The sequence below is a fragment of the Campylobacter sp. RM16192 genome (genome assembly GCF_004803855.2).
Classification (GTDB): Bacteria; Campylobacterota; Campylobacteria; order Campylobacterales; family Campylobacteraceae; genus Campylobacter_A.
Window position 1 is genome coordinate 37003 of record NZ_CP012552.1, and the last position, 24251, is coordinate 61253.

Below are 24251 nucleotides of genomic sequence, written 5' to 3' on the forward strand. Positions count from 1 at the left end.
AAATATGTTAAAAAAACAAGCCGATACTATAAGATTTTTATGTGCCGATATGGTGCAAAAGGCAAATAGCGGACATCCGGGTGCGCCAATGGGGCTAGCGGACGTGATGGTCGTACTTATGAAATTTTTAAATCACAATCCAAAAAATCCAAATTGGCTAAATCGCGATAGACTCGTATTTAGCGGTGGGCACGCAAGTAGTCTCGTGTATAGTTTTTTACATTTAAGCGGATATGATTTAAGCCTTGATGAACTTAAAAAATTCCGCCAGCTTGGTTCGCTTACCCCAGGTCATCCTGAGATTCATACCAAAGGTGTAGAGGTTGCAACTGGTCCGCTTGGACAAGGTGTGGCGAATGCCGTAGGATTTGCCATGGCTGCAAAATACGCTGCAAATTTGCTAAACGAACCAAATAATGAGGTGATAAATCATAAAATTTACTGTCTTTGCGGAGATGGCGATTTACAAGAGGGTATTAGTTATGAAGCCTGTGCTATAGCGGGAAATTTGAGTTTAAATAATTTGGTTTTGATATACGACTCAAATAATATCACAATAGAGGGCGATACAAGTATAGCTTGGAGCGAGGACGTAAAAGTTCGTTTTGAGGCTCAAGGCTGGGATGTGGCTCGTATAGATGGGCACGACTATGATCAGATTGAATTTGCACTTGAACAAGCTAAGGAAAGAGAAAAGCCTTATCTAATCATTGCAAATACACGTATAGCAAAGGGTGCCGGTGAGCTTGAGGGAAGCCATCATAGTCATGGTGCTCCGCTTGGAGAAGAGATTATAAGAGCCGCTAAAGAGGCTGCGGGGTTTGATCCTGACTTAAAATTTACTATCGATGAAGATGTGTTGTTGCGTTTTAGAGCGGCTATTGAGAAAGGCGATTTGGCTGAGGCTTTATGGAATAAACAGGTTGAAAATTTAAGCAATGAGGGCAAAAGGCTTTTAAATTCACTTCTTAATCCTGAAATATCAAAGATAAATTTTCCTGATTTTGCAGGCAAAAAAGTAGCAACACGCGATAGTAACGGCGCGATAATAAATGAAATCGCAAAGACTCTTCCTGGATTTATGGGTGGTTCAGCAGATCTTGCTCCATCAAACAAAACTGAGTTAAAAGGTATGGGTGACTTCCCGAACGGACGCAATATACACTTTGGAATAAGAGAACATGCGATGGCCGCGATAAATAATGCATTTGCTAGATACGGTCTGTTTTTGCCTTTTTCGGCGACATTTTTTATCTTTAGCGATTATTTAAAGCCAAGTGCAAGAATTGCCGCTTTAATGGGCGTAAAGCACTTCTTTATCCTTACTCACGACAGCATCGGAGTAGGAGAAGATGGTCCTACTCATCAGCCTATAGAGCAGCTTAGCACTCTTCGTGCGATGCCAAATTTTTATACTTTCCGTCCGGCAGACGGAAACGAGAACGTAGAATGTTGGAAAGTAGCTTTAAATTTAAATGCTCCATCGGCTTTTGTGCTATCTCGCCAAGGGCTCGAGCCTCTTAAGAGTGGTGAGTTTGGAAGTGTAGAAAAAGGAGCTTATCTTTTAAAATCTACACCAGATGCGAAAATAACTCTTGTTGCAAGCGGAAGCGAAGTAAGTTTATGCGTAAAAACGGCAGACACTCTAAACGCTCTTGGTATAGGCGTAAATGTAGTTTCGGCACCATGCTTTGATCTGCTTTGCGAACAGCCAAAAGATTATGTAGATAAAATTTTAGATCCAACCACAAATATAGTAGCTGTAGAGGCTGCAAGTGCGCTAGAGTGGTATAAATTTGCAGATATTGTTTATGGAATGAAGAGTTTTGGTGAGAGCGGCAAAGCGGATGATCTGTTTGATTATTTTGGATTTAGCCCTGAAAAACTGGTCAAATTTATCAAAGATTTAGTTAAATAATGGATTTTTTGCAGGTTATTGTTCTTGCTCTTGTTCAAGGCATAAGCGAATTTTTGCCTATATCAAGCTCGGCACATTTGGTGCTTGTACCAAAGTTGCTTGGTTGGCAAGATCAAGGCTTAGCCTTTGATGTGGCGGTTCATGTCGGAACACTAACCGCAATCTTATTTTATTTTAAAGATAGTCTAAAAAAGCTTTTATCTGATTTTTTTGCTTCAATAATGCAGAGAAAAAAAGTTGGCGACAGCACTCTTGTGTGGTCTGTCGGCTTTGCAACATTGCCGGTAGGGCTATGCGGTCTAGCTCTTAATGATATTATTGAACAATATGTCAGAAGTGGCATTATTATCGCTATTACCACTATTTTATTTGCCGTGGTATTGTTTATCGCAGATAAAAATCACGGATTAAAAAGTGAATATGATATGACAATCAAGCTTGCGCTTATCATAGGCTTGGCTCAAGCCATAGCTTTAATCCCTGGTGTTTCCCGATCGGGAATTACTATGAGTGCGGCTTTGCTTTTGGGATTTAGTAGAACCGCTAGTGCAAATTTCTCTTTTTTAATGTCCATTCCTGTTATTTTGCTTGCAGGATTGCTTGAAACCGTAAAGCTTGCAAACTCTCCTTGGCATATCTCTTGGAGTGATTTAATATTGGGGGCTGCAATCAGTGGAGTTAGCGCCTATATATGCGTGAGACTTTTTATGGCTTTGATATCAAAGATGAGCATGCTACCTTTTGTGATGTACCGTCTTATATTGGGCGTATTTTTAATAGTAGTTTTTATATAACTTTGCGGCATAATAACTGCCACAAAGTTATTTTTGTAGTTTTTCTTTAAGCATCTCGTCAAATAGACTAAACAGAATTTGAGAAGACTCTTCGGCCTTTTTGAAATTTTCTATAATTTGAGAGATTGTAATCTTATTCTCGCTCATTGCAACTAAAGAGTTGTTTATCTGTTTATGGACATTGGCGTGAGGCTCGTGGAGCTTTTTAAATGATGTGGTTTGACCGAAAATTTCTTTACCGGCGTTATCGCACCATTTGCCTAGTCTGCAATTAAAATGATCTGTCATTGCCGACCAATCGGCCTTAAGAATGTGGTCGTATCCATTAAATTTAAAAATTATATGATCTGTTTTTGCTAAAGTTATGAAAATTTCATAGTATAGCTGCTCTGTCTCGCCTTGAAATTTTATCAGTTCGCTATGAAGCTCATCAAATAAATTTTTAAAACTATATATGCTTTCGTTTGAATTTAAAGATATTTTTTCTATCTCTTCACTTTGGGCAAACATGTCGCTCGCATTTTGTTTGAGCAAATTTACGTTCATTTCGACTTCAGCTGTTGCTTTTTGTGTTCTTTCGGCTAGTTTTCTTACTTCATCCGCAACTACGGCAAATCCTCTTCCATGCTCCCCTGCTCTTGCGGCTTCTATGGCAGCATTAAGGGCGAGTAGATTAGTTTGATCGGATATATCTTTAATCAAATTTATAACACTTGTTATTTCGTCTACGCTTTTATGCAGTCCTTCTGCTGTCTCACGAGATTTATTTGAAGACTCTGTGATATGCGAAATTGAGTTAATTATTCCGTTTGATTCGGCTTGCAGCCTATCTATTGTTCTTGCATTTTTTATACTACTTTCAGATAGATCTTTAATCCTTGTTATCTCTTGGATATTTTTTTGCACTGCCGCTATACCTACTTTTGCGCCATCGATAATACTTCTAGCCATAATATTGTCTTCATTATTTTCTTGGCTTGGCGATTTGTTTACTACTGAAATTTCATCTCGCAATCTTGAGTTCTCTTCAGTAAGACTTTGATTTTCTTGTTGAAGCTTTTTAATTTGCTCCTTTAACACCTCTATTTCTTGTGTGTTTTTGTTTCCAAAAAACATAATTGCACCTTTCTATACGCAATAATGACTTTCGGTCTTGATTATTGTGTGGATTTATTTTTATTAATTTTATTAAATTTACTCTTATAAAATATTAAATAAAGCTAAATAAAAAATGAAAATATGATATAAATTTTATTTTGTATTAATAAAGTGGCAGACAGGATGGGATTTGAATAGTAATTAGTAAGTATGTATTTATAGACATTTGAATTATTTCAAAAAATAAGTGATACAGAAAGTGATACATTTTAGAATCTATATAATAAGGTGTAGTTTTATATAAACTATTGCATATTTTTTGCTTTTAGATTTCATAAAAACAACTAAGTAATTGTAAAATAATCTAGCCATATGAATCAACAGCAAAATAAAAATTGAAATTGCCTTGAATGAATATTTGAATTATTTATAATATTATTGAAATCTAAAAACGATTATATGCTAACTAAGATGTGTGTTGTAGTTATTGCTTAGAAATAATTATATTTTATATTATTATGTTACAAAAAGGGTTTTAGGGGTTTACCCCTAACGAGTGATATTTTGTCTGACTTGTCAGACAAAAAGTATCCTCGCCTATACATTTGCCTATAAATAAATTAAATAATTAATAAACTTTTTGCTTTACTTATATTTATTCCATCAAACACTAGTAAAATTTACTAATTTTTTAATTTAGGCTATGCATTGTTTAGAGATATTTTTTAAACTTATTTTTATGTCTTTCTAATCCAACTCAAAACACAAACAGTCTATTGCGATCTGTATCATAAGAGTCTTTTAATTAGATTTTTGTAGAATTATGCTATATATAATATCTTTTGGGAATATAATATGTCTAGGAAGCTAAAAAAAGGAAATCGTCTTGAAAAAGAGGCTAATCAGCTTATGTCAAAATATGCATATAAGCATAATTTAGACAAAAAAGACAAAGAAGAGGAAACGTATAGAACTTGCCTAAGAAGACAAAGAGATAAAATTTTATATTCTGGTGGTTTTAGAAGGCTTCAAGGTAAAGCTCAGGTAATGCCCACTCACAAATTGGGAGATCACAGAACGAGGCTAACTCATACACTAGAAGTAGAACAAATAGCTATAAGTGTAGCGGATGCGCTTGGCTTAAACAAAGATTTAGTTTCGGCAATAGCATTAGGGCATGATGTTGGTCATACACCATTTGGTCACGCCGGAGAAAAAATTTTAAATGAGCTATTAAAAGATTGCGGAGGATTTTATCATCCAATTCAAAGCGTAAAATATCTCTGGGAAAAATATGGAGATAAAATTTCATATGTAGTTTATGAAGGTATATTAAAACATGATTCTGACATGTACTGTATAGAAAAAGATAAAAAAGAAAATATTGTTAAAAATCACTTTATTCCTATTTCAAATAAAAAGATTCAAACTAGTCTTAATGAAAAAAAAGATAACTTTTTGGAAGCAGAGCTTTGCACTCCGCCCAGCACATTGGAGGCGCAAGTAGTAATATGGGCAGATAAGATAGCTTATATTACTCATGATTTTGAGGATTTTCAAAAAACAGAATTGTATGCTGATATTGCCAAAAGTCATCCTGATGTAAAAAATGATATTGAGAAAGCCATAGTGAATATTACAGGTAAAAATATGGATATTTTTCAAACAAGGGATTTAGTCAGACCTTTGACTACCAGTTTAATTAAGCAGAGTTTTAATAATTTAAATAGTATGGAAATAGAAAATATTAAAAATGAGACATATAAAAAAATATTGGAAAAAGAAAAAAATATTGAAACAAAAGATAAGAAAAAAAGAAAAAGAAAAGCATATCTGAGAGGTCAAATTATAAATATTGAAGATAATGTATTTGATGCATATATTAAACTAAGAGAAATTGTAGATAAAAATTATATACAAAATATAAAAATTAAAAAAAGCGATATAAAAGGAAGCAAAATAATTGAATCTTTATTTCATGACTTGGTCAAAAATTTTGATATACTACCACAGGAATATCAGATTAACAGCTTGGTTAAAAACTTTCAAGTGTTCCCACAAAAATATCAAAAAATATCAAAAATTAGCAACAATATAATAGATTTTATGTGGTATTTCAACAAAAGACAAAAATGTGAAAATGTAGAAAAAAAGAAGAGGGCTGCTCACTATATATCAACCATGTCAGATGATTATGCTAGAAAATTGTATTTGCATTTAAATTCATTAATTGACAACTTTGAAATTTGAAATATTGGAGTGGATTATGAAAGAATTATTAAAAGATGAAAAATTATTTAAAATAGTAAAATCAAACTATGGAAATATTGCTCAATTTATAAGCATAGATCCAAATAATAATACTCAGGTAAAACTAGCTATTATCAATGGTTATAATCATTACAAATTTCAAAGTATAAAAGAGGCGATACTTCTATTGATAGATTCATCTAGAAGTAAAAAAGTTAATATTCGTAGTTTTACTAAAGAGAGCTTAAAAGGGCACAGTTTGTATTATGGCAAAAGCAAAGAGGATATAGATGAAATTTTGCATATTATTAAAAATAATGCATCAGAAGGCAAATACTCGATAATAAATGAGAACATTGATGTTATGGATGGCGGAGTTTCTGGGGTTGTGCTTGGTAATATAGTAGAATTTTCTCCTGATGATACTCCAAAGTGTGTTGATAAAGATGGGGTTTGCAGACTAAATAAGCAATTGGCTTATAGCTTAATACATACAATATATGGTTTTACTCCAAATATAAATTTCTCAAAAGAGTACAGAGTAGAATTTAGTATTCATCCAAACAGGGAGGGTGTTAACAAGGATCATACTATTATTTGGGAATATGAAAAATGTAAAATATATAATTACGACGAAAAAATTATTTGGCCAAATAATTTTTCTAAATTTATAGGCGATAAAGTTTTTGGTCTTTTGATAGCAAGCTATCTTGGCTTTAACGTTCCTTATACTACCGTCATTTCTAGGAGAGTTGCCCCTTTTTCTTTTGGCAAAAAAACCGGATTGCATGAAAAGTGGCTGAGGACCTGTCCTATTGTAAAAGAGCCTGGAAAATATACGACAAGCAGTACTTGGTCCGATCCTTTTTTCTTAATGCTTGATGAAGAGAAAAAAGGCAATGAGGATGTAAATATAGCCAGCATTATTTCACAGGATAGCGTTAATGCCAAATACTCTGGGGCCTGCATAATAGAAAAAGATAGGAATGAAGATATTATTGAAGGTGTTATAGGTAAAGGAGATGCATTTATGATAGGCTCTGATTCTTACGATAATCTACCTAGCAATGTATTAAATAGGGTTGCCGAAGTAAACAATAAGATTAGAAGCAATATGCATATTTTGGGTGATCAAATTTCAATAGAATGGGTCTATGATGGAGATAAAGTTTGGGTAGTTCAGCTTAATCAGCTTCAAAGCAAAGCATCGTTTGATAGCCATACTATAGTAGATGGTATGGCAAAAAAATTTATTGATTTTGATGTGAAAAAGGGCCTGGAGGAATTAAGGGCTTTAATTGTCAGTGTAAAAGATAAAGATATAGGCATAAGACTTATTGGCAAAGTGGGTATCACAAGTCATTTTGGGGATGTATTAAGACAAAATAATATACCCTCTTATATTATAAACGAGTAGCATAGAGTGTGCTAAATTTTTAAGTGCATTGTTTTGAATATTGAAAATTTGTCTGAGTGACATTAAAGCGAATAATAAAAGCGTAATGATGCCTAAGAATAATGAAATGTAATCAAATATCTTAGTGTTTTAAAATGCTATTTTGGCATGTTGTGCTGTTAAGTCTTTCTTATTAAAACAATCACTTCTAGCCATGCCGCCTTCACCCAACCACAAACACCTCCTTATTTTTTATCTCCATTATCGATAACTTATCAAAGAATACGGCTCCTACATCCATAGAGTAGCAGTTATTCTCTCTTACTTTTATCTTATTGTCTCTATTTGGAGTATGCCCGTAGTATATCTCTTTGCCTGTATTATTCATTAACCAAAAAGGACTTCTACTCCACATTAGATGCTCAGGATCTTGTTTGGTTTCATCTAAGCTGGGGTTATAATAAGCATGAACAAATATATAGCTCTTTGAGCTTATCATATGAGGCATTGTTTTTAAGTAGCTTATTAACCATTTTAGATCTTTAACGGTTAAATTTCTATATTCTATCGATTTAACAGTCTTATATCCTCCGTTATTTACCCACTGCATAGTCATACTTCCTCGTAAAAGATAGTGATTTAAAAACATATACTCATGATTGCCCATTATATGCTTTATATTATATCCATCTTTTATCATCTCGGTATATCTTATATATAGCCCTATTGAGTCCTTGCCTCTATCGCAGCTATCTCCAAGAATGATTACTAGATCATCCTTGGTTAAGGATATCTTTTTAATCATCTCATCAAATAGATGAAGTGAGCCGTGTAGATCTCCAAACACAAATATTTTTTATATCTATCTTCATCTATATATTCTATTCTTAGCTTATCGTTCATTATTTGCCCTTAATATCTCTCTTATCTTTATCTCTCTATTAGCTATTGTATCGTTAGTACTAAACTTCTTATCGGCTTGATGTTCAAACGGAGGCAGATCTTTTGTATAGGATATTACATCTCTTAGATGAAGTATCTTGCCATGTAAATCATATCCTACATTTAAAGCTCTACCTTTTAAAGGCGAAACGCTATCATGAACATGTCCATATAATAAAATAGATCCGTGATGCCCCGCATTCCACTCTAGTATAGGATAGTGAAACAGCACTAGCCTATAACTATCATCTTTAAATTTTAAAGCTAGCTCTTTATAATCCAATATATCCTCAAATAGTCTGTTGCCGTCAAATTTACTCATCTTTAAAAGCTCATCCCTATGATCCTTAATTAACTCATCGTGATTGCCTAAGATTAGAGTATGCTTACCGTTTAATCTCTTTGAAATAGATATTGTCTTTTCAATATCCCTATAAAAAGAAAAATCACCTAAATTATAAATCTCATCATTTACACCTACCGTATAGTTCCATAGCTCAATTAATCTATGATCCATCTCATCGACCGACCTAAAATTCCTAAAGCAAGGGCAGAAATTTAACACGCTCTTATGCCCGAAATGAAGATCGGACGTAAAAAATATGTTACTGCTGCTCATAACCGTTTCCTTCAAGGATCAAAGCAAAGCCGTATGCATATATATTATATATATGCAACTAAATCCTTTAATTTTTATAATATAAATTTGTGTGGAAGTTTTTATTTGTGTGTAGATATAAAGGCAGGATTGATTTTACATCTACCAATATTATCTATAGCTTAAATTTCTTTAAATTTCCACTACCTTGGTTTATAGTTTGTAGTTTCGGACATACTTTTAGTTTTATAGCCGAATGAATTAACTACTACCCTTATTTTTCGCTATTATGTAGCAAATGCACAAGACTTTCATAATAAAAGAGGCTAAGATTCCGGTATAGCTTTAATTAAATAATAGACATTTCTTTTTAAGCTATAAAAACATCTGCTTTAAAGGATTTGTTATGGCAGTTCTTGAAAAGCTAGGAGCGAAGCGAGTAGAACTCACGTAATATCAGCTCTTGTATCTAAACATTCTGAAATAAAAGGAAATATCGAATATTATAAATCAATCATCTCAAATTTACAATCTGAGCTTGAGACTATTAATAAAGCCATTATAATATTTGATCCAAACTATAATATAAATGAGATAAAAACTAAAAACATTACTAATAATAGACGTTTCTCTCGTGGAGAGCTTAGTAAAAAGATAATAGAGTGTATAAAAGAAAAACCTAGCAACGTTAAAGAGATAACTGATTATGTATCAATTGGCAGTAATAAAAGCAGTAAAGAGATAGTGGAGTATAGAAAGAATATCTATTCTGCAATAAGAAACATGGAAATGAGAAATATTTTAAACTCTTTTGAAGTAGATGGAATTAAACACTATAAAATATCTTAAGCTCCAAGCCTTTCAGCTACTCTCTTATTACCCTGCCAATATCCACAAAATTCATTAGATACTGAGTTGTTTGCCAAACATCTTGATAAAATGTCATCCATTATAGATCTATTATCTAGCCTTCTGGTATCTTCTCTATATGCTATCTCATTAGCATAGTTTGAAAGATAAAGAACGCCTATTCTATGAAGCTGTCCATACTGCATACGTCTAAATCTTGAGTTAAAGCTTTCTGATTGATTATTATTTTCTCCATTTACTCCGCTATACTCTATTTGATGATTTACTCTTTTTAGATTGTAATGAGCTAATAAATCATCATAAGCTGAGTTCTCGTCAGTATGGATTTGAGAGTTTAAGGCAATGTTTGCCTTTGCTATCTTGTTTATATCACTATTGTTCTCACTTTTTAATATAAAAGTCTTTGTTTTACTTGCACCTTTGCCTTGTAAATTTCTTTCTCTTAAAGAGATAATTACTCTTTTGTTAGGTTTAAAAGCTTTACGTCTATCTATTCTATCATTTATATTATTAGCAGGTCTTATATGGTTTCCGACATATACTCCATCCATTTCAACTACGCCTTGAAATTTCTCATTAGGTTTATGTTCCATAAGGCTTTCTCTAATCTTATGAGATAAAACCCAAGCGGTCTTATACTGAACATCTAAATCTCTACTAAGCTGAAGTGATGAAATGCCTTTAGTAGCATTGGTAAATATCACAATAGCTAATAGTATTGTTTTAAAGTCTAACTTATGAGAGTGGAATATTGTTCCGCTAGTAACGCTAAAAGTATGAAAGCAATCCTTACAGCGATATTGTAATCTACCCTCTATAAAATAATGACTATTTGCACTTCCACAACTTGGGCATATTGGCTCACCTTTATTATCACTCCATCTTATCGATTTAAAATACTCATAGCAATCCTTCTCATTCATAGAAGCTATCTTTTTAACCGATACCGTTCTAGCTTTAGATGAGAGGAGGAAGTGTTGCATTTTAAATCCTTTATATTTTTATTGATAAATTATACATAAAGATGTATTAAATTTAACTTAAAATTAGATATATTTACATCTTAATTTAAAATAAATATATCTTAATCAGATATTTATATATAAATAAATTAAATTTGAATTAAGAAAAATTTGCTATAATTAAAATATGGAACTAAATGATTTAATAAATAGAATTCACAAGCTCATAGAAGCAAAAGAGATTAAAACAATATCTCAAGCACAAATGGCTAAACGCATCGGTGTTCAGCATAGAACTTATGTGGAGTATTCTCGTGGCAAGAATAAGCCGTTAGCCATGAAAGCGTTATTGAATATGCTAAATGAGTTAGATGATGATGAGATTGTGAAAGTTGTGAGAGAGTGGAATAAACAAAAAAATATATTTTAGACTGGATTTTATGAAAAAATTTACTTTTATTGACCTTTTTGCCGGTATAGGTGGAATTAGATTAGGTTTTGAATCAGTTGGTGGACGTTGCGTTTTTTCGTCTGAATTTGATGCTGATGCTTGTAAAACATATCAAGCTAATTTTGGAGAGTATCCTTCTGGAGATATTACAAAAATTAATGCGAAAAATATACCCGACTTTGACATATTATTAGGTGGATTTCCTTGTCAAGCCTTTTCAATAATTGGAAAAAAAGAAGGTTTTAACAATGAGACTTGCGGAACCCTATTTTTTGAGATAGAAAGAATCCTAAAAGAAAAAAAACCAAAGGCATTTATGTTAGAAAATGTCAAAAATCTTACGGCACATGACAACGGAAATACTTTTAAAATAATAATAAAACATTTAGAAGCATTAGGATATAATGTGCATTCAAAAGTTTTAAATGCTCTTGATTTTGGGGTTCCACAAAAAAGAGAAAGAATTATAATTGTCGGTTTTTTGGATAATGTAAAATTTGAGTTTCCTACCCCTATCTGTGTATCAAAAAGAAAAAAAATAGGGGATATTTTGGAAAAAAACGTAGACAAAAAATATTATGTAAAAGATGAAATAAAAAATAGCAGATTACAGCGTTTAAAAAATAAGAATTATCCAAAACCTTATATATCACACGAAAATATGGCTGGTTCTATAACCCCTCATCCATACTCTTCAGCATTACGTGCAGGTGCTTCTGCTAATTACATTTTAATAAATGATGAAAGAAGGCCTACAGAAAGAGAAATGCTTAGACTACAAGGCTTTCCGGAAAACTTTAAAATAGTAGTTCCATATGGAAAAATAAAAAAACAATGTGGTAATTCAGTAGCCGTTCCTGTCATAAGGGCGGTGGCAGCAAATATGTTAAATGCCATTAAAGGGTTAAAATGACAAAACCCGATAATGATATAGCTTCGGCAAAAACATCACTTGATAATTTAATTAAAAAATCAAGAATCCTTTTTTATAAGCCGATACAGATTGCAGAGATACTTTTTAAACATAGAACAGGTGCCGAAAAATTAAATCTATCAAACTTAGCAGAATATAGAATACAAAGCAAGCAGTGGAGAGATGTTGTTTGTAGCAAATTATTAAAACGAATATGTACTAGTAGTGCAAGATTTCAAGACGACCTTTTTAATAATAATGCGATTCCGCCAAAAATACTAAAAATTCTTGGAGATGAAAATATTAGAACAAAAGGGGCAGTAGAAGCATATATTTATAGTAATTTTGTAGAAAGATACAACCAACTTTCAGAAGCATTAATATACTGCACGCAAACCAAAACACAAGATTTTGACGTGAAATCATTCATTGATTCGTTTTGGAGAGAACCCGGGTTAAAGAGAAGTATTGACAAGATTTACGAAATAGTGGTGTACGCCTTATTTTCAACCCTAGTAGATATTTTAAATTTAAAAGTTACAGTGTCAGTTGATGAAAATAGCGAATACATTATAGAAGAATTTGAAGATTTTACTAAAAAAGTTATGCGAATAGATTTTGACAATAGGCAATATATTAAAGAGGCTAAATTTTATCGAGTGGGGATCACTAACGCCGCCGACAGAGGGCTTGATATGTATTCTAGCTGGGGTGTCGCGGTTCAAATTAAACATTTAACTTTAGACGTAGAATTAGCCGAAAATATAGTCGGTGGCATTTCAAGTGACAACGTTGTTATAGTTTGTAAAGACGCTGATGAAGAAATCATTTTATCTATCTTAACGCAAATGGGGTGGGGAAATCGTGTTCAAGATATTGTTACCGAAAAGGACATTGTTGATTGGTATGAAAAAGCCCTAAGAGGTAAATTTTCCACCGAAATGGGTGATAAGTTACTAAATTATTTACGAGAAGAAATAAAAGCAGAATTCCCATCAGTAGACGGTTTGCCAGAAATATTAACAAGCAGGCATTATGAAAAGATAAAAGATGACTTTTGGAAAAACAATTTTTAACTTTTTTATTCAAATACTATAACAAGAGCTGATATTATGTGAGACTCGGTCATAATCTTATCCTTTATTTAGCTTTTATTATGACAGAATTTTAGCTGAAAATTAAAGTGAAATTTTTGTGCATTTGCTACATAATAGCGAATTTATTAAGCCCGCTACACTCTATATCTCTTCCGGCTACCTTGCACTCTACCTTGTTTTTCATAAAGTATCTGTTGGTTAAATTTCCAAACAGAGCCTCATATCTTATCTCTCCTATTGCTAGCTTCATTAGGTAGGGGTTTTGAAAAGAGATGATAAGTTCTACCTTGTTTTCTCTTAATATACTCTCTTCAAGTTCGCTATCTTCATTAAGCAGCTTTGCGGCCTCGTCAAGAAATACCGATATGTTTATCTTGTTCGTATCGCTTACCCTATTTGTTAAAGATGGTAAAAAACTAGCCAGTATCAGATTAAGCGCTCCCTTATCGCAACAGCTTGCATTAAACACTACTATCTTTGACTGTTTTAGCATTGAAGCTATGGAGCCCTCTTTGGAATTTAAAGAGGGGTTATTCATCATAGATAAAAAAGGAGTCATCATCATAGAGTAGTTTCTAAAATCACTAAACACCCTGTCATCCGAACCTTCTGATTTTTTAAACCTACTTACGCTATTTAAAAACCCTCTTATCTTTTTAATAAATATCATAGTATCTATTTTTAACTCGTCATACATAATCTTATCGTGTCGCTTTAGCATAGATAACCTCTTTTAGCTTATCCATAAATACTCTCATCTTCTCTATATCTTGAGATAAATCTACTATGGTTGCAAAATTTGCATGATAGGCTCTTACAAGAGATTTTATCTTGATATAAAAGTTAAAATCAAGATATCTATCCTTATACTCTATGATCTTATGATATAGGCTAATAGCTCTTAATACTTCAAATCTATTTGTAGCTATATTAGAGCCAAATTCGCTCCAAAAAGAGTTATCCCTCTCTTTCATACTTGCGGTTAAAGATTGCTTGAAATCTTTTGTCTTCATATCAATTATAAAATTTATAGGGGTACCTATGCTTGATCCTACACATACTACGTCTTTTAATCTACCCGCTTGCTTTGCAAGAGCTTTTACTCTTAGATGCTCGCATCCCTTATAATCTATTATAAATACACCATGTCCTCTTTTAATACGGTCTAGTAAATTAGGATATATCATAGCCGTAGTCTTTCCGCATCCGGTTTCTCCTATGATAACCGCATGGGTAAAATCACAAGGTATGATGGTGCTTGAACTGCTATTATTTAAGCTTTTACTATCTAGCTCTTCATCTTTTAAAAAACCTATTTGGCGCATGGGAGTCCTTTTTATGTTTATCTACACCAAATACCGTTTTATACCCACAATATATCTTTTTGAGGTTAAGGCTCATACAAAATTTCTATTATTAACTAAAAAAGAAATTTACTACTTTACCTTATTCGATAATAAAACAGAATTTGGTATAATATTTAGTAACTATGCGAGAATTATACTATATTATGTAGTATAATGTCAAGAGTATTTACTAATATTTATAGTAAAAAGAGCAAAATGAGAACATATGATGAGATACTGCAAGATATTAAAAAGCTTGCAAAGGTATCAAGCAATAAAGAGCTATGCGAATTTTTAGATATTCCTTATAAAAATTTAAATATGTGGCAGTATAGGGGAGTAATTCCTGCTAAAAAGCTTATAGAAATAGCTGATAAACTTAACGCAAGCGTGGATTTGCTAATAAACGGCGATACAAACAGCACAAATTTACCAAAACAAACTCCTGCTCACAACCCAAAACTACAAAGTGAAGTATTTAAAGAATTCCTAGAGCTTTTTAAAGAGTATGGTAACGATAAGTTACTGCTTCCTATCATAGACAAACTAAAGGAGATAGAAAGAATTTCTAAAGAGTAGCTTTACAGGCAAAGCAAGGTTTATCAAAAATTGTGCTAAGTTAAAGGATATTTTTGGGTTTTAGTTAATTAGTAAAGAAGCAGCTTGAAATTTAACTGTTCATTAAATTTCAAGCCGTATGGCGAAATTATTTTCTCTTTTGTTTTAGGGTATTATACGAACCTAACAAAGAGGATGGAAGTGCTCATTGGCTTGCAACCTCCTACCCATTCCATCCATTCATAACTATATTCATCATATCGTTATTGTTTCTTATAGTGTCGTGGTTGATGCTTGATATGCCGTTATCTTTAGCAAAGGCATTTATGTCTTGTATTATCTTATTGATCTGGGTATTGGTTATGAAATTTCCGTTATTTAGTTCTATCTTATCTATTTGATAAGATGGTGAGCTATTGTAACTAGATAGTGTAATAGTATCTTCATTGCTGTATTTTATAGATAGATTACTACCGTTAAGCATAAACGAGATATCCCTCTTACTTATCCCTTCTTTAAATTTAATAACATCCATTCTATCTTTGGAGTTGTCATTATTATATATAGTATCTTGTCCGTCTCCTCTACCGAAGAGATAGATATCATTTCCCGCTCCTCCATCAAGATAGTCGTTACCCGCTCCGCCTTCTAGAGTGTCGTTACCGTTTCCTCCTTGAAGATTATCGTTTCCTTCGTTTCCGTAGAGGGTATCGTTGCCGTCTTTTCCGTATAGAATATCTTTACCGCTTCCGCCTTTTAGGGTGTCGTTCGTATCAAAACCGTGAATAGTGTTATCTTTATCCGTATCTTGTTTAGAAAGAATTTCGCTTTTTATATCTTCTGCACTCAAGAAAGAACCGTCGCTAAATTCAATCTTGTTTATAATATATGATTCATCAAAAGATTTTTGCCCATCGTTATAGCCGAACATGGTTTTAACCGTAATTGAATCTGTCGTATCTTTAATCTGAATTAAGAGATCTCTTCCGTAGTTTCCTGTTCTACTAAATATTAAATCCCTCTTACCTATCCCCTCTTTAAATTTAATAATATCTACTCTATCTTTAGAGCTGTCGCCGTTATTTATAGTATCTACTCCGTCTCCTCTACCGAAGAGATAGATATCATTTCCCGCTCCTCCATCAAGATAGTCGTTACCCGCTCCGCCTTCTAGAGTGTCGTTACCGTTTCCTCCTTGAAGATTATCGTTTCCTTCGTTTCCGTAGAGGGTATCGTTGCCGTCTTTTCCGTATAGAATATCTTTACCGCTTCCGCCTTTTAGGGTGTCGTTCGTATCAAAACCGTGAATAGTGTTATCTTTATCCGTATCTTGTTTAGAAAGAATTTCGCTTTTTATATCTTCTGCACTCAAGAAAGAACCGTCGCTAAATTCAATCTTGTTTATAATATATGATTCATCAAAAGATTTTTGCCCATCGTTATAGCCGAACATGGTTTTAACCGTAATTGAATCTGTCGTATCTTTAATCTGAATTAAGAGATCTCTTCCGTAGTTTCCTGTTCTACTAAATATTAAATCCCTCTTACCTATCCCCTCTTTAAATTTAATAATATCTACTCTATCTTTAGAGCTGTCGCCGTTATTTATAGTATCTACTCCGTCTCCTCTACCGAAGAGATAGATATCATTTCCCGCTCCTCCATCAAGATAGTCGTTACCCGCTCCGCCTTCTAGAGTGTCGTTACCGTTTCCTCCTTGAAGATTATCGTTTCCTTCGTTTCCGTAGAGGGTATCGTTGCCGTCTTTTCCGTATAGAATATCTTTACCGCTTCCGCCTTTTAGGGTGTCGTTCGTATCAAAACCGTGAATAGTGTTATCTTTATCCGTATCTTGTTTAGAAAGAATTTCGCTTTTTATATCTTCTGCACTCAAGAAAGAACCGTCGCTAAATTCAATCTTGTTTATAATATATGATTCATCAAAAGATTTTTGCCCATCGTTATAGCCGAACATGGTTTTAACCGTAATTGAATCTGTCGTATCTTTAATCTGAATTAAGAGATCTCTTCCGTAGTTTCCTGTTCTACTAAATATTAAATCCCTCTTACCTATCCCCTCTTTAAATTTAATAATATCTACTCTATCTTTAGAGCTGTCGCCGTTATTTATAGTATCTACTCCGTCTCCTCTACCGAAGAGATAGATATCATTTCCCGCTCCTCCATCAAGATAGTCGTTACCCGCTCCGCCTTCTAGAGTGTCGTTACCGTTTCCTCCTTGAAGATTATCGTTTCCTTCGTTTCCGTAGAGGGTATCGTTGCCGTCTTTTCCGTATAGAATATCTTTACCGCTTCCGCCTTTTAGGGTGTCGTCTCCCTCGTTACCATTTAAAAGATCATTTCCTTCATTGCCATAAAGCGTATCATTGCCCTTGCCTCCGCTAAGCTCATCGTTACCGCTGCCGCCTGCTATCCAGTCATTGTTATTGCCGCCATATATCCTATCATCTTTATCGGTTCCTTTTATAAGCTGACTTTGTGTGATCGAATTAAAATATTTGTCATCTTTAGTAAGTTTTTCTAAATTTGCCTTAAACCCTTCAAGCAGAGTGATCTTATATCCTCCGGCTTTTCTAATTAGGTTAGATAAAATAACCACTTCTTCATATTTTTTACTACTATAAAGCTCAAGTAGCTTTTGATTTACTTTAGAAAAATCATACCCGTATCTCTTCTCGTCATAGTTAAAATATTGATACTTGGTATCCAATAATCCGCCGTATTTGGTCTGAAGCTCTACGCTGGCGTAAAAATAATCTTCAAACTGCTTAACTCTACTTTTTATACTAGCAGCCGCATTAGCCCAAGGATTGGGATTATTTCCAAATTGTAAAAAAGGTTTTCCCGTTACTCTTTCATATACTCCAAGTATTCTAGCATCTATATTTGCACCTCTGCTAGACTTGTCTATATTTTCTACTCCGGCCCATCTAAATAAAATACTCTCTAGTCTTTTTTCTTTCTCTTTTTCACTAAGGGTTACATACTCTTTTATCATATCTGCCAACTTGGCATCTTTGCTCATTGCGCTTCTTAAGTTATATAAGTTTCCAAAACCGTGCACTTCGGGAAGAGCTTTTATTTCACTAGATATGGATATATCGGGTTGAATAGTATCTTTTAAATCTACTTTAAACCACACATCGTCCGCAGTAGTAGTAGTGCCGTCATTAAAAGTTACCTTGGAGGTTTGTCTTATGTAGTTTCCGTTATTGGTAGAATTTATGTTTTTGTAATTTAAATCAATTGATTTTATATTATGCTCTTTTAGACTCTTTAATTCTCCTTCGTCAGATACGGCGTTTGAATTTTTATCTTGCCACAATAGTAATTTATCAAACTCTTCATCTTTTTCATCTATTATATTGTCTTTGTTGCTATCAAATGCTTTTAAAGCCTCAAAACCGTTTTCGGCGGTTTTGCTGGTGTATTCAAACCTTGTGCTAGTTACGGTTTTATCTCCAAACAGCTCGGTTCCGTTATCTATCTTGCCGTTACCGTTTCTATCATATGCCACAAATGCATCCTCGGGACTTATCCATCCCGTAGCTTCTTTGAAGCCGTCACCGTCTATATCGAAATTTAAAGCCCCGTTTAGCTTAAGAGTGCGAGTTCCGTCTTTATTTAGATCAATTACCAAAGGATCTGACGGGATAGGCGGATTTTCAGGATCGTCATCGTCATCTCTTCTGTCATCGTCTATTATCGTGCCGTTGCCCGAGCTTACATTTACTTTTAATCCGCTAGATGAAGCTATTACGCTAGGAGTTAGTTTAAAATGAACATCTTCTTCCGGTATTTTATCATCGGTAGGCCACGTATATACGTATTCGTAATTAGTCGTGCTTCCTTGAGAAAAGCGAAATGTCTTGCCTCCTACCGATACCACCGCATACTCCCCTTCGTTAAGAGGCCTGCTTATTGAAACGAAAAATGTCATCTTTTTAGCCGCTTCAGGGGCCGATGCATCGGTAAGATATACTATTACCTGACTTGCATCATCATCTTGTATTGTTCCGCTTCCTTGTTTTATAACTTCCGCCTTTAATCCTTCAGAGGTTGATGCTATAGTGGCTATAGCACTTACTTTCTCGTCTGCTTCCGCTTTTTTATCATCGGTCCAAGTATGTGTATACTCTTTGCTTTGGCTATTTGGTCCAAACTCGATTAGCTCTCCGTTTACTAACACATTAACAAATTCGCCTTCTTTAAGAGCTCTACTTAAAGATACGTTAAAGCTCATCCTGCCTTCGGCTTCCATAGCCGAAGAATCGCTTACCGTTACATAGACACTACCGCCGTCATCATCTTTTATTACGCCGTGACCGTTTTTTATGATTTTAGCATTTAAATTTTCCGATTGAGATATGACTGCACCCATTACGTCTATCTCTTCATCCTTATTTACTGTTTTATTATCCCTCCATGTATGCTTATACTCTTTAGATTGCTCTCCCGGTTTAAACTCGACAATATCTCCGTTTACCGCTAAAGTTATAAATTCGTTTTCTTTAAGAGCCCTACTTAAAGATATGTTAAATATCATTTGTTGCTCGGCTTCCAGAGCTTCAGAATCGGATATAGTTATCTCTACGCTGTTTCCGTCATCGTCTTTAATGATTCCTACGCCTTGTTTTATAACCTTAGGATTTATGTTTGCCGATCTGTTTTTTCCTATGGTTGCGGTAACGTTTATCTTTTCATCCGTTTCTACTTTCTCATCGTCTTTCCAGATATATTGGTAGTTTTTTACCTGATCTCCTTCTTTAAATAAGATCATCTTTTCCGGAGCTTCAATACCTCCCTCTTTAGTAGATTTGCCTTTTACTAAAACATAAAAATGCTCACCTTTTCTAAGAGCTCTATTTAAAGATATTTTAAAATCCATTATTCCGTTTGCTTCAAAAGCGGACTCATCGCTTACGCTTACCTCTATATCATCTGCTTCTAAAAGAGTTATGCCTAAGTGCGGATTTGTTTTTAAATTTTTAAAGTTATTTATAGTTAGAGTTTTTGAGCCTTTGCTTACTATGAGCTTATTTCCGCTTAATCTATATTCTGTGGATTTATCATCACTTATATAAGCTTTTTTATTCTTATCATACGTTCCGCCCTTTAAGATAACGTTATCAAAGTATACTTTACCTCTTCCGTCAGAATCGGTTATAATATCCCCATTGCCGGCATAATAGGTGTCAAAGCCTCTTCCGCCCTTTAAGATATCTTTTTTATTGCCTCCTTTTAAGACATCATCTCCTCCGTTACTATCTATAAGGATATTATCGGCGTTTTGATCTCCTACTAAAACATGGTCGGTTTCGTTTAGATTAAGTATGTTTGATTCTATAAGCACTTTGTTTTGCAGGAAAGATACTCTTCCTTCATCAACCAGCCAAGTATTTAGTTTAAGAAGATCTTTTGTAACCATACCGTTTCTCTGTGCTATGGTTGAAAGAGTATCTCCGCTTTTTACTTTATAAATTCCTCTACTTCCTAGATCTATCTCTTCTCCTGCTCTTATGAGGATATTAGAAAGTAAAAAAGATACCTTAGGTATATTATCAAGTGCATTTCTTATCTCTAAATTCGATAAGGATTTAATGTTGTAGGTGTGGGAGTTTAAGGTTATTTGTTTGATGTCGTCGGTTGTGGTTAAAATTTGTATGGCTTGTTTTTGAGTATTGATGTCGTTTGTTCTTACGGTGGAAGTATGTCTTTGTTTGTCGAAAGAGAATTCAAAGCCGGTAGATTTATTTACGCACTTATATATATTGTAACTCATAGTTGTGCGGTTATCCATAAATTTAGATTCGGGGTATTTGTCGGAGTAGCATTCGATGGAAATACTATTATTTTGACTGTTGGCTTCGATATCAAAATCCTTACTCTTGCCTGCGCCATGACCAAACCAACTCTTTATAGTATCGTATAAGTCGCCAGCCGTTTCACTTCCTGCGATAGACAATACAACCCCACCAATTACACCTATGCCTATAACAGCTGGAGCCGATAATGTTGCACCAAATCCTGCTGCAAATGCTATTATAGCCTCTGTTGCGGTTGTAGCAGCTATACTTCCCAATATAGAGCCTCCGACTTTTGCTACAGCTCTTACTTTATCTTTTTCCTGTACAAAAGTAACTACGGCACCGATAGCATTTGATTGAAGTCCTGTTGCCCAATTTATTTTAACTTTATCTTGTATATTAAAGCTTGAAAATTTCTGAGTATAGATATTTACTGCGTTTGTCGCCATACCATAAGTTAAAGATGTTCCATCTAAAATTGTGTACTCATACTCTTTGCCGTCTATAGTAATCTTTGCCATGCGTTACTCCTGATTAAAATTTTAAATCTTCACAAACTTCTTTTATCTTATCGTCCACCGATCTTATTACGGTCGTATAAATATTTATATTGTATTTGTCCAAATCTTCTTTATTTTTTACCAGCCAATCCTTAGTTTTAGTGTAATCTTTTAAGTATTCGTTTTTATCTGTTTGGCAAAAACTGTCTATATTTGCGTATTCATTCGTGAGTATTTGCCAGTGTAAAATTTGGCTTACGATGGAGTGTAGCCTTGCGTTTTCATAATACTCAGCCGCTTCGGCCTTTTTGGCTTTATCATAGATTTCGGGATATTTTGAGGAGTAAAGCGTATTCATATATTTTATATATTCGCGCAGTTTTATGAGCCTTTCGTGCTGTTTCACGTCTTGCAATTTCATTTCGGTTTTTATATTTACCAACTTGCGCCCGTTTTTGTTTTCTATATTAGACCAATTCACAAGTACGTTTTTTGCAAAAATAACGGACGAGTTATTAAAAGCGGCATATCTAATCTCTTGAAACATCTTGTCTTTGGCTTCATATTTAACCATATTTTCTATAGTTTCCCATGCTTTTTCATTTATTTTTTTGACTTCGTCCATATTGTACTTTATAAACAGATAAATGCGGTCGGAGGCGATATACATCATCAATCTAAAAACATACCAGTCCGTGTATTTCTCTGCATCGTCGTTTGGCAGATTTTCTTTCCATCTTTTTATGAAATAATCCTGCAAAGCAAGTACAGGTTGAATGATAAAGCTTTTTTCGTCTATGAAAGGGAGTTTGGTTAGAAAATTGCCATACACCATCATAAAATTTGCGCCTATTAGCCACTCTTTTGCTTTTCTGTATGGTTGATCTTTGTATAGCCACTCGCTCCTCTGGGCTATATACATTCCCGTGTGTCCTATTGTTAAGACTATTAAAGCTATTTTTAGGATGTTTTTAAAAGTCTTTTTTCTACTTGGTGTTTTTATTTCATTTGTGTTTAGTTCCATAGTATTTTATATAACTCTTTTATTTTTATATTTTCAAAATTACTTTCAATGATTCTAACTTGATAGTCTTAAATATAATTAAAAATATTAATTATATATTTGATTTTATATTAAACTTTGTATTCTAGGCAACCAATCTTTTATCAACCAAGTATTTAGTTTAAGAAGATCTTTTGTAACTATATGCAAGTATACGCAAATAAATTATAAAATCTTCCGAAATCCTTTATCACTATACGGCTCTTTATCATAATCTCTCAAATTTATTTATCCTTTTTATAGTTTGTGCTATTAATGTTATATTAAATTAAACTATCTGATATTCTATCTCAATATAATTTAAGATATATTTAAAATAAATTTATTTTTTAAATTAAGCTAAATTTACTAGAAGTTTTACTCTCTCACCTCACACTAAGCCCTTCATCTAGGTATTTGATGATAGGGTAGATAAATAGTTCTATCACTCTTCTTTTGCCTACTTTTACCTCTGTTATTACACTCATTCCAATGTCTAGTTTTTTCATCTCTCCGTCTACTTTTATCTCTAAGCTTTTTGGTTTTACTTGTATCTCGTATATAAGCCCTAGCTTTTCATCTTCTATGGCATCATTACTTACATGGGTTATCACTCCTTGAAGTAGACCATACTTTTGAAAGCTAAAGGTATCTATCTTGATAGCTACTTCTTGACCTACTTTTAAAAAGCCTATGTCTTTATTTAAGACGCTTGATTTGATAACTAATGGAACATCGGAAGGTATTATAGATATAAGATTATCGTTTGGATTTACTACTCCTCCTTCGGTATGGATAAGCAGCTTTCCTACGTAGCCGTCAGTTGGAGATTTGATCTGTTGAGTTTTGTTTGAAAAGAGTATCGCATCTATTTGAGCGCTTAGCTCTCTTCTTTCTCTCTCTTTTGATAATGATGTTTCTATCCATTTGGACTTTAGCTCTTTTATAAGGGTTTTACTCTGCTCTTTTATCTCTTTTAGCTTTTTATCCGCTTCATCTAGTTTAAATTTAGCCATGCTGTTTTGTTCGGTTAAATTTATGATATTTTTATTTACTTCGTCATACTCTTTTTTAGCTATTATGTCTAAAACGCTTTGAAGTCTTTTCTTTGTAGCCTCTTCTTTGCTAAGTAGAAGTTTTACTCTGCTTAGTTCTGCCTTTTGAGTTTTTATATCCAAATTTGCAGCTTCAATCTTGGCTTCATTACTCTCATAAGTATTTTTAAGTATCTCTTTTTGACTGGTGTATAAATTCAGTTGAGATATGTTTAAGTTGGCAAGCTCTTCTTTGCTTAACTCTTGTTCGTTTATTAAGGCGTTAAATAGCAAGATGTCAGAATTAATTACTTTTAGATCATCTTGTTTATTACTTAGTGAAGCATCCGTTACGGTTGGGTCTATCTGTATAAGGATATCGCCTTTTTTAACTTTATCTCCGTCTTTAACGAATATCTTTGAGACCACTCCGCTTTCAAGAGGCTTTAGTATCTTTATCTCTCCGCTTGGTATGACTTTACCTTGCGCGCTTACTACTACATCTACCTTAGCAAGTATCAGCCAAGATGTGCCAAATACTATAACCGCCATCATAAGATAAAGGATAACTCTTCCAAGGGGGTTTAAGGGGCGATCTTCTATCTCTATTAAAAGGGGTTTGAATTCGTGAGTATCGTCTTGTCTATTTTTCAA

The 24251-nt window shown here is 33.6% G+C and carries 17 protein-coding genes and 1 pseudogene; 8 read left to right on the plus strand and 10 right to left on the minus strand.

Features of this window, described 5'->3' with window-relative positions; all coding sequences use genetic code 11:
* Nucleotides 1–4 precede the first annotated feature (4 nt).
* Both tkt and CDOMC_RS00295 read left to right on the plus strand, forming a co-directional pair.
* Nucleotides 5–1918, plus strand: a complete 1914-nt coding sequence (tkt, locus tag CDOMC_RS00290; protein ID WP_172126885.1) for a transketolase — start codon at nucleotides 5–7, stop codon at nucleotides 1916–1918.
* Nucleotides 1918–2712 carry an undecaprenyl-diphosphate phosphatase gene (locus CDOMC_RS00295; protein ID WP_172126887.1) on the plus strand — a complete coding sequence of 265 codons (795 nt, stop codon included), beginning with the start codon at nucleotides 1918–1920 and terminating at the stop codon, nucleotides 2710–2712. The genes tkt and CDOMC_RS00295 overlap by 1 nt, the downstream gene beginning before the upstream one ends.
* Nucleotides 2713–2739: 27 nt before the next feature.
* Here the strand turns inward: CDOMC_RS00295 and CDOMC_RS10305 are convergent, their stop codons facing one another.
* Complete coding sequence (locus CDOMC_RS10305; protein WP_442861613.1) at nucleotides 2740–3258, minus strand: CZB domain-containing protein; 519 nt, start codon at nucleotides 3256–3258, stop codon at nucleotides 2740–2742.
* Nucleotides 3259–3435 (minus strand): annotated as a pseudogene (locus CDOMC_RS10310) (methyl-accepting chemotaxis protein); the annotation flags it as partial.
* Nucleotides 3436–4665: 1230 nt separating this feature from the next.
* Between CDOMC_RS10310 and dgt the strand changes: the two are divergent.
* Both dgt and CDOMC_RS00310 read left to right on the plus strand, forming a co-directional pair.
* Complete coding sequence (dgt, locus tag CDOMC_RS00305; protein WP_172126891.1) at nucleotides 4666–6060, plus strand: dGTP triphosphohydrolase; 1395 nt, start codon at nucleotides 4666–4668, stop codon at nucleotides 6058–6060.
* Nucleotides 6061–6076: 16 nt separating this feature from the next.
* A complete protein-coding gene (locus CDOMC_RS00310) occupies nucleotides 6077–7477 on the plus strand; it encodes a hypothetical protein (RefSeq protein WP_172126893.1) in 1401 nt (466 codons plus the stop codon).
* Nucleotides 7478–7679: 202 nt separating this feature from the next.
* Here CDOMC_RS00310 and CDOMC_RS00315 read toward each other — a convergent pair whose 3' ends face one another.
* From CDOMC_RS00315 to CDOMC_RS00325, 3 genes are all read right to left on the minus strand, one after another.
* Nucleotides 7680–8303 carry a metallophosphoesterase family protein gene (locus CDOMC_RS00315; protein WP_236861321.1) on the minus strand — a complete coding sequence of 208 codons (624 nt, stop codon included), beginning with the start codon at nucleotides 8301–8303 and terminating at the stop codon, nucleotides 7680–7682.
* A gap of 45 nt (nucleotides 8304–8348) precedes the next feature.
* A complete protein-coding gene (locus CDOMC_RS00320; RefSeq protein WP_172126895.1) occupies nucleotides 8349–9017 on the minus strand; it encodes a phosphoesterase in 669 nt (222 codons plus the stop codon).
* A gap of 824 nt (nucleotides 9018–9841) precedes the next feature.
* Nucleotides 9842–10849 carry an IS1595 family transposase gene (locus tag CDOMC_RS00325; protein WP_172126897.1) on the minus strand — a complete coding sequence of 336 codons (1008 nt, stop codon included), beginning with the start codon at nucleotides 10847–10849 and terminating at the stop codon, nucleotides 9842–9844.
* A 166-nt stretch (nucleotides 10850–11015) separates the two neighbouring features.
* Here CDOMC_RS00325 and CDOMC_RS00330 point away from each other — a divergent pair, with 166 nt between their 5' ends.
* The 3 genes from CDOMC_RS00330 to CDOMC_RS00340 are packed head-to-tail and all read left to right on the plus strand — an operon-like array spanning nucleotide 11016 to nucleotide 13268.
* Nucleotides 11016–11258: an XRE family transcriptional regulator gene (locus CDOMC_RS00330; protein ID WP_172126899.1), complete on the plus strand. Its 243-nt coding sequence runs from the start codon at nucleotides 11016–11018 to the stop codon at nucleotides 11256–11258.
* A gap of 10 nt (nucleotides 11259–11268) precedes the next feature.
* Nucleotides 11269–12192 (plus strand): DNA cytosine methyltransferase, encoded by a 924-nt coding sequence (locus CDOMC_RS00335; RefSeq protein ID WP_172126901.1) that lies wholly within the window; start codon nucleotides 11269–11271, stop codon nucleotides 12190–12192.
* A complete protein-coding gene (locus CDOMC_RS00340) occupies nucleotides 12189–13268 on the plus strand; it encodes a HaeII family restriction endonuclease (RefSeq protein WP_172126903.1) in 1080 nt (359 codons plus the stop codon). The genes CDOMC_RS00335 and CDOMC_RS00340 overlap by 4 nt, the downstream gene beginning before the upstream one ends.
* Nucleotides 13269–13395: 127 nt before the next feature.
* Here the strand turns inward: CDOMC_RS00340 and CDOMC_RS00345 are convergent, their stop codons facing one another.
* Entirely contained in the window at nucleotides 13396–14010 is a 615-nt protein-coding gene (locus CDOMC_RS00345; protein WP_172126905.1) for a hypothetical protein, read from the minus strand.
* Nucleotides 13991–14614, minus strand: a complete 624-nt coding sequence (locus CDOMC_RS00350) for a type IV secretory system conjugative DNA transfer family protein (RefSeq protein WP_172126907.1) — start codon at nucleotides 14612–14614, stop codon at nucleotides 13991–13993. The genes CDOMC_RS00345 and CDOMC_RS00350 overlap by 20 nt, the downstream gene beginning before the upstream one ends.
* A gap of 237 nt (nucleotides 14615–14851) precedes the next feature.
* Between CDOMC_RS00350 and CDOMC_RS00355 the strand changes: the two genes are divergently transcribed.
* Entirely contained in the window at nucleotides 14852–15214 is a 363-nt protein-coding gene (locus CDOMC_RS00355) for a helix-turn-helix domain-containing protein (RefSeq protein WP_172126909.1), read from the plus strand.
* A gap of 202 nt (nucleotides 15215–15416) precedes the next feature.
* On the opposite strand, the gene CDOMC_RS00360 is transcribed toward CDOMC_RS00355, so the two are convergent.
* From CDOMC_RS00360 to CDOMC_RS00370, 3 genes are all read right to left on the minus strand, one after another.
* Nucleotides 15417–21542 carry a calcium-binding protein gene (locus tag CDOMC_RS00360; RefSeq protein ID WP_172126911.1) on the minus strand — a complete coding sequence of 2042 codons (6126 nt, stop codon included), beginning with the start codon at nucleotides 21540–21542 and terminating at the stop codon, nucleotides 15417–15419.
* Nucleotides 21543–21555: 13 nt separating this feature from the next.
* On the minus strand, nucleotides 21556–22545 hold the full coding sequence (locus CDOMC_RS00365; protein ID WP_172126913.1) for a hypothetical protein: 990 nt from the start codon (nucleotides 22543–22545) through the stop codon (nucleotides 21556–21558).
* A 404-nt stretch (nucleotides 22546–22949) separates the two neighbouring features.
* Nucleotides 22950–24251 carry an HlyD family type I secretion periplasmic adaptor subunit gene (locus tag CDOMC_RS00370; protein ID WP_172126915.1) on the minus strand — a complete coding sequence of 434 codons (1302 nt, stop codon included), beginning with the start codon at nucleotides 24249–24251 and terminating at the stop codon, nucleotides 22950–22952.

What these genes read in the sequence shown, in the direction of transcription:
- tkt (WP_172126885.1), top strand. Translation starts at nt 5, where the DNA reads ATGTTAAAAAAACAAGCCGATACTATAAGATTTTTATGTGCCGATATG.
- CDOMC_RS00295 (WP_172126887.1), top strand. Translation starts at nt 1,918, where the DNA reads ATGGATTTTTTGCAGGTTATTGTTCTTGCTCTTGTTCAAGGCATAAGC.
- CDOMC_RS10305 (WP_442861613.1), bottom strand. Translation starts at nt 3,258, where the DNA reads ATGAACGTAAATTTGCTCAAACAAAATGCGAGCGACATGTTTGCCCAA.
- dgt (WP_172126891.1), top strand. Translation starts at nt 4,666, where the DNA reads ATGTCTAGGAAGCTAAAAAAAGGAAATCGTCTTGAAAAAGAGGCTAAT.
- CDOMC_RS00310 (WP_172126893.1), top strand. Translation starts at nt 6,077, where the DNA reads ATGAAAGAATTATTAAAAGATGAAAAATTATTTAAAATAGTAAAATCA.
- CDOMC_RS00320 (WP_172126895.1), bottom strand. Translation starts at nt 9,017, where the DNA reads ATGAGCAGCAGTAACATATTTTTTACGTCCGATCTTCATTTCGGGCAT.
- CDOMC_RS00325 (WP_172126897.1), bottom strand. Translation starts at nt 10,849, where the DNA reads ATGCAACACTTCCTCCTCTCATCTAAAGCTAGAACGGTATCGGTTAAA.
- CDOMC_RS00330 (WP_172126899.1), top strand. Translation starts at nt 11,016, where the DNA reads ATGGAACTAAATGATTTAATAAATAGAATTCACAAGCTCATAGAAGCA.
- CDOMC_RS00335 (WP_172126901.1), top strand. Translation starts at nt 11,269, where the DNA reads ATGAAAAAATTTACTTTTATTGACCTTTTTGCCGGTATAGGTGGAATT.
- CDOMC_RS00340 (WP_172126903.1), top strand. Translation starts at nt 12,189, where the DNA reads ATGACAAAACCCGATAATGATATAGCTTCGGCAAAAACATCACTTGAT.
- CDOMC_RS00345 (WP_172126905.1), bottom strand. Translation starts at nt 14,010, where the DNA reads ATGCTAAAGCGACACGATAAGATTATGTATGACGAGTTAAAAATAGAT.
- CDOMC_RS00350 (WP_172126907.1), bottom strand. Translation starts at nt 14,614, where the DNA reads ATGCGCCAAATAGGTTTTTTAAAAGATGAAGAGCTAGATAGTAAAAGC.
- CDOMC_RS00355 (WP_172126909.1), top strand. Translation starts at nt 14,852, where the DNA reads ATGAGAACATATGATGAGATACTGCAAGATATTAAAAAGCTTGCAAAG.
- CDOMC_RS00360 (WP_172126911.1), bottom strand. Translation starts at nt 21,542, where the DNA reads ATGGCAAAGATTACTATAGACGGCAAAGAGTATGAGTACACAATTTTA.
- CDOMC_RS00365 (WP_172126913.1), bottom strand. Translation starts at nt 22,545, where the DNA reads ATGGAACTAAACACAAATGAAATAAAAACACCAAGTAGAAAAAAGACT.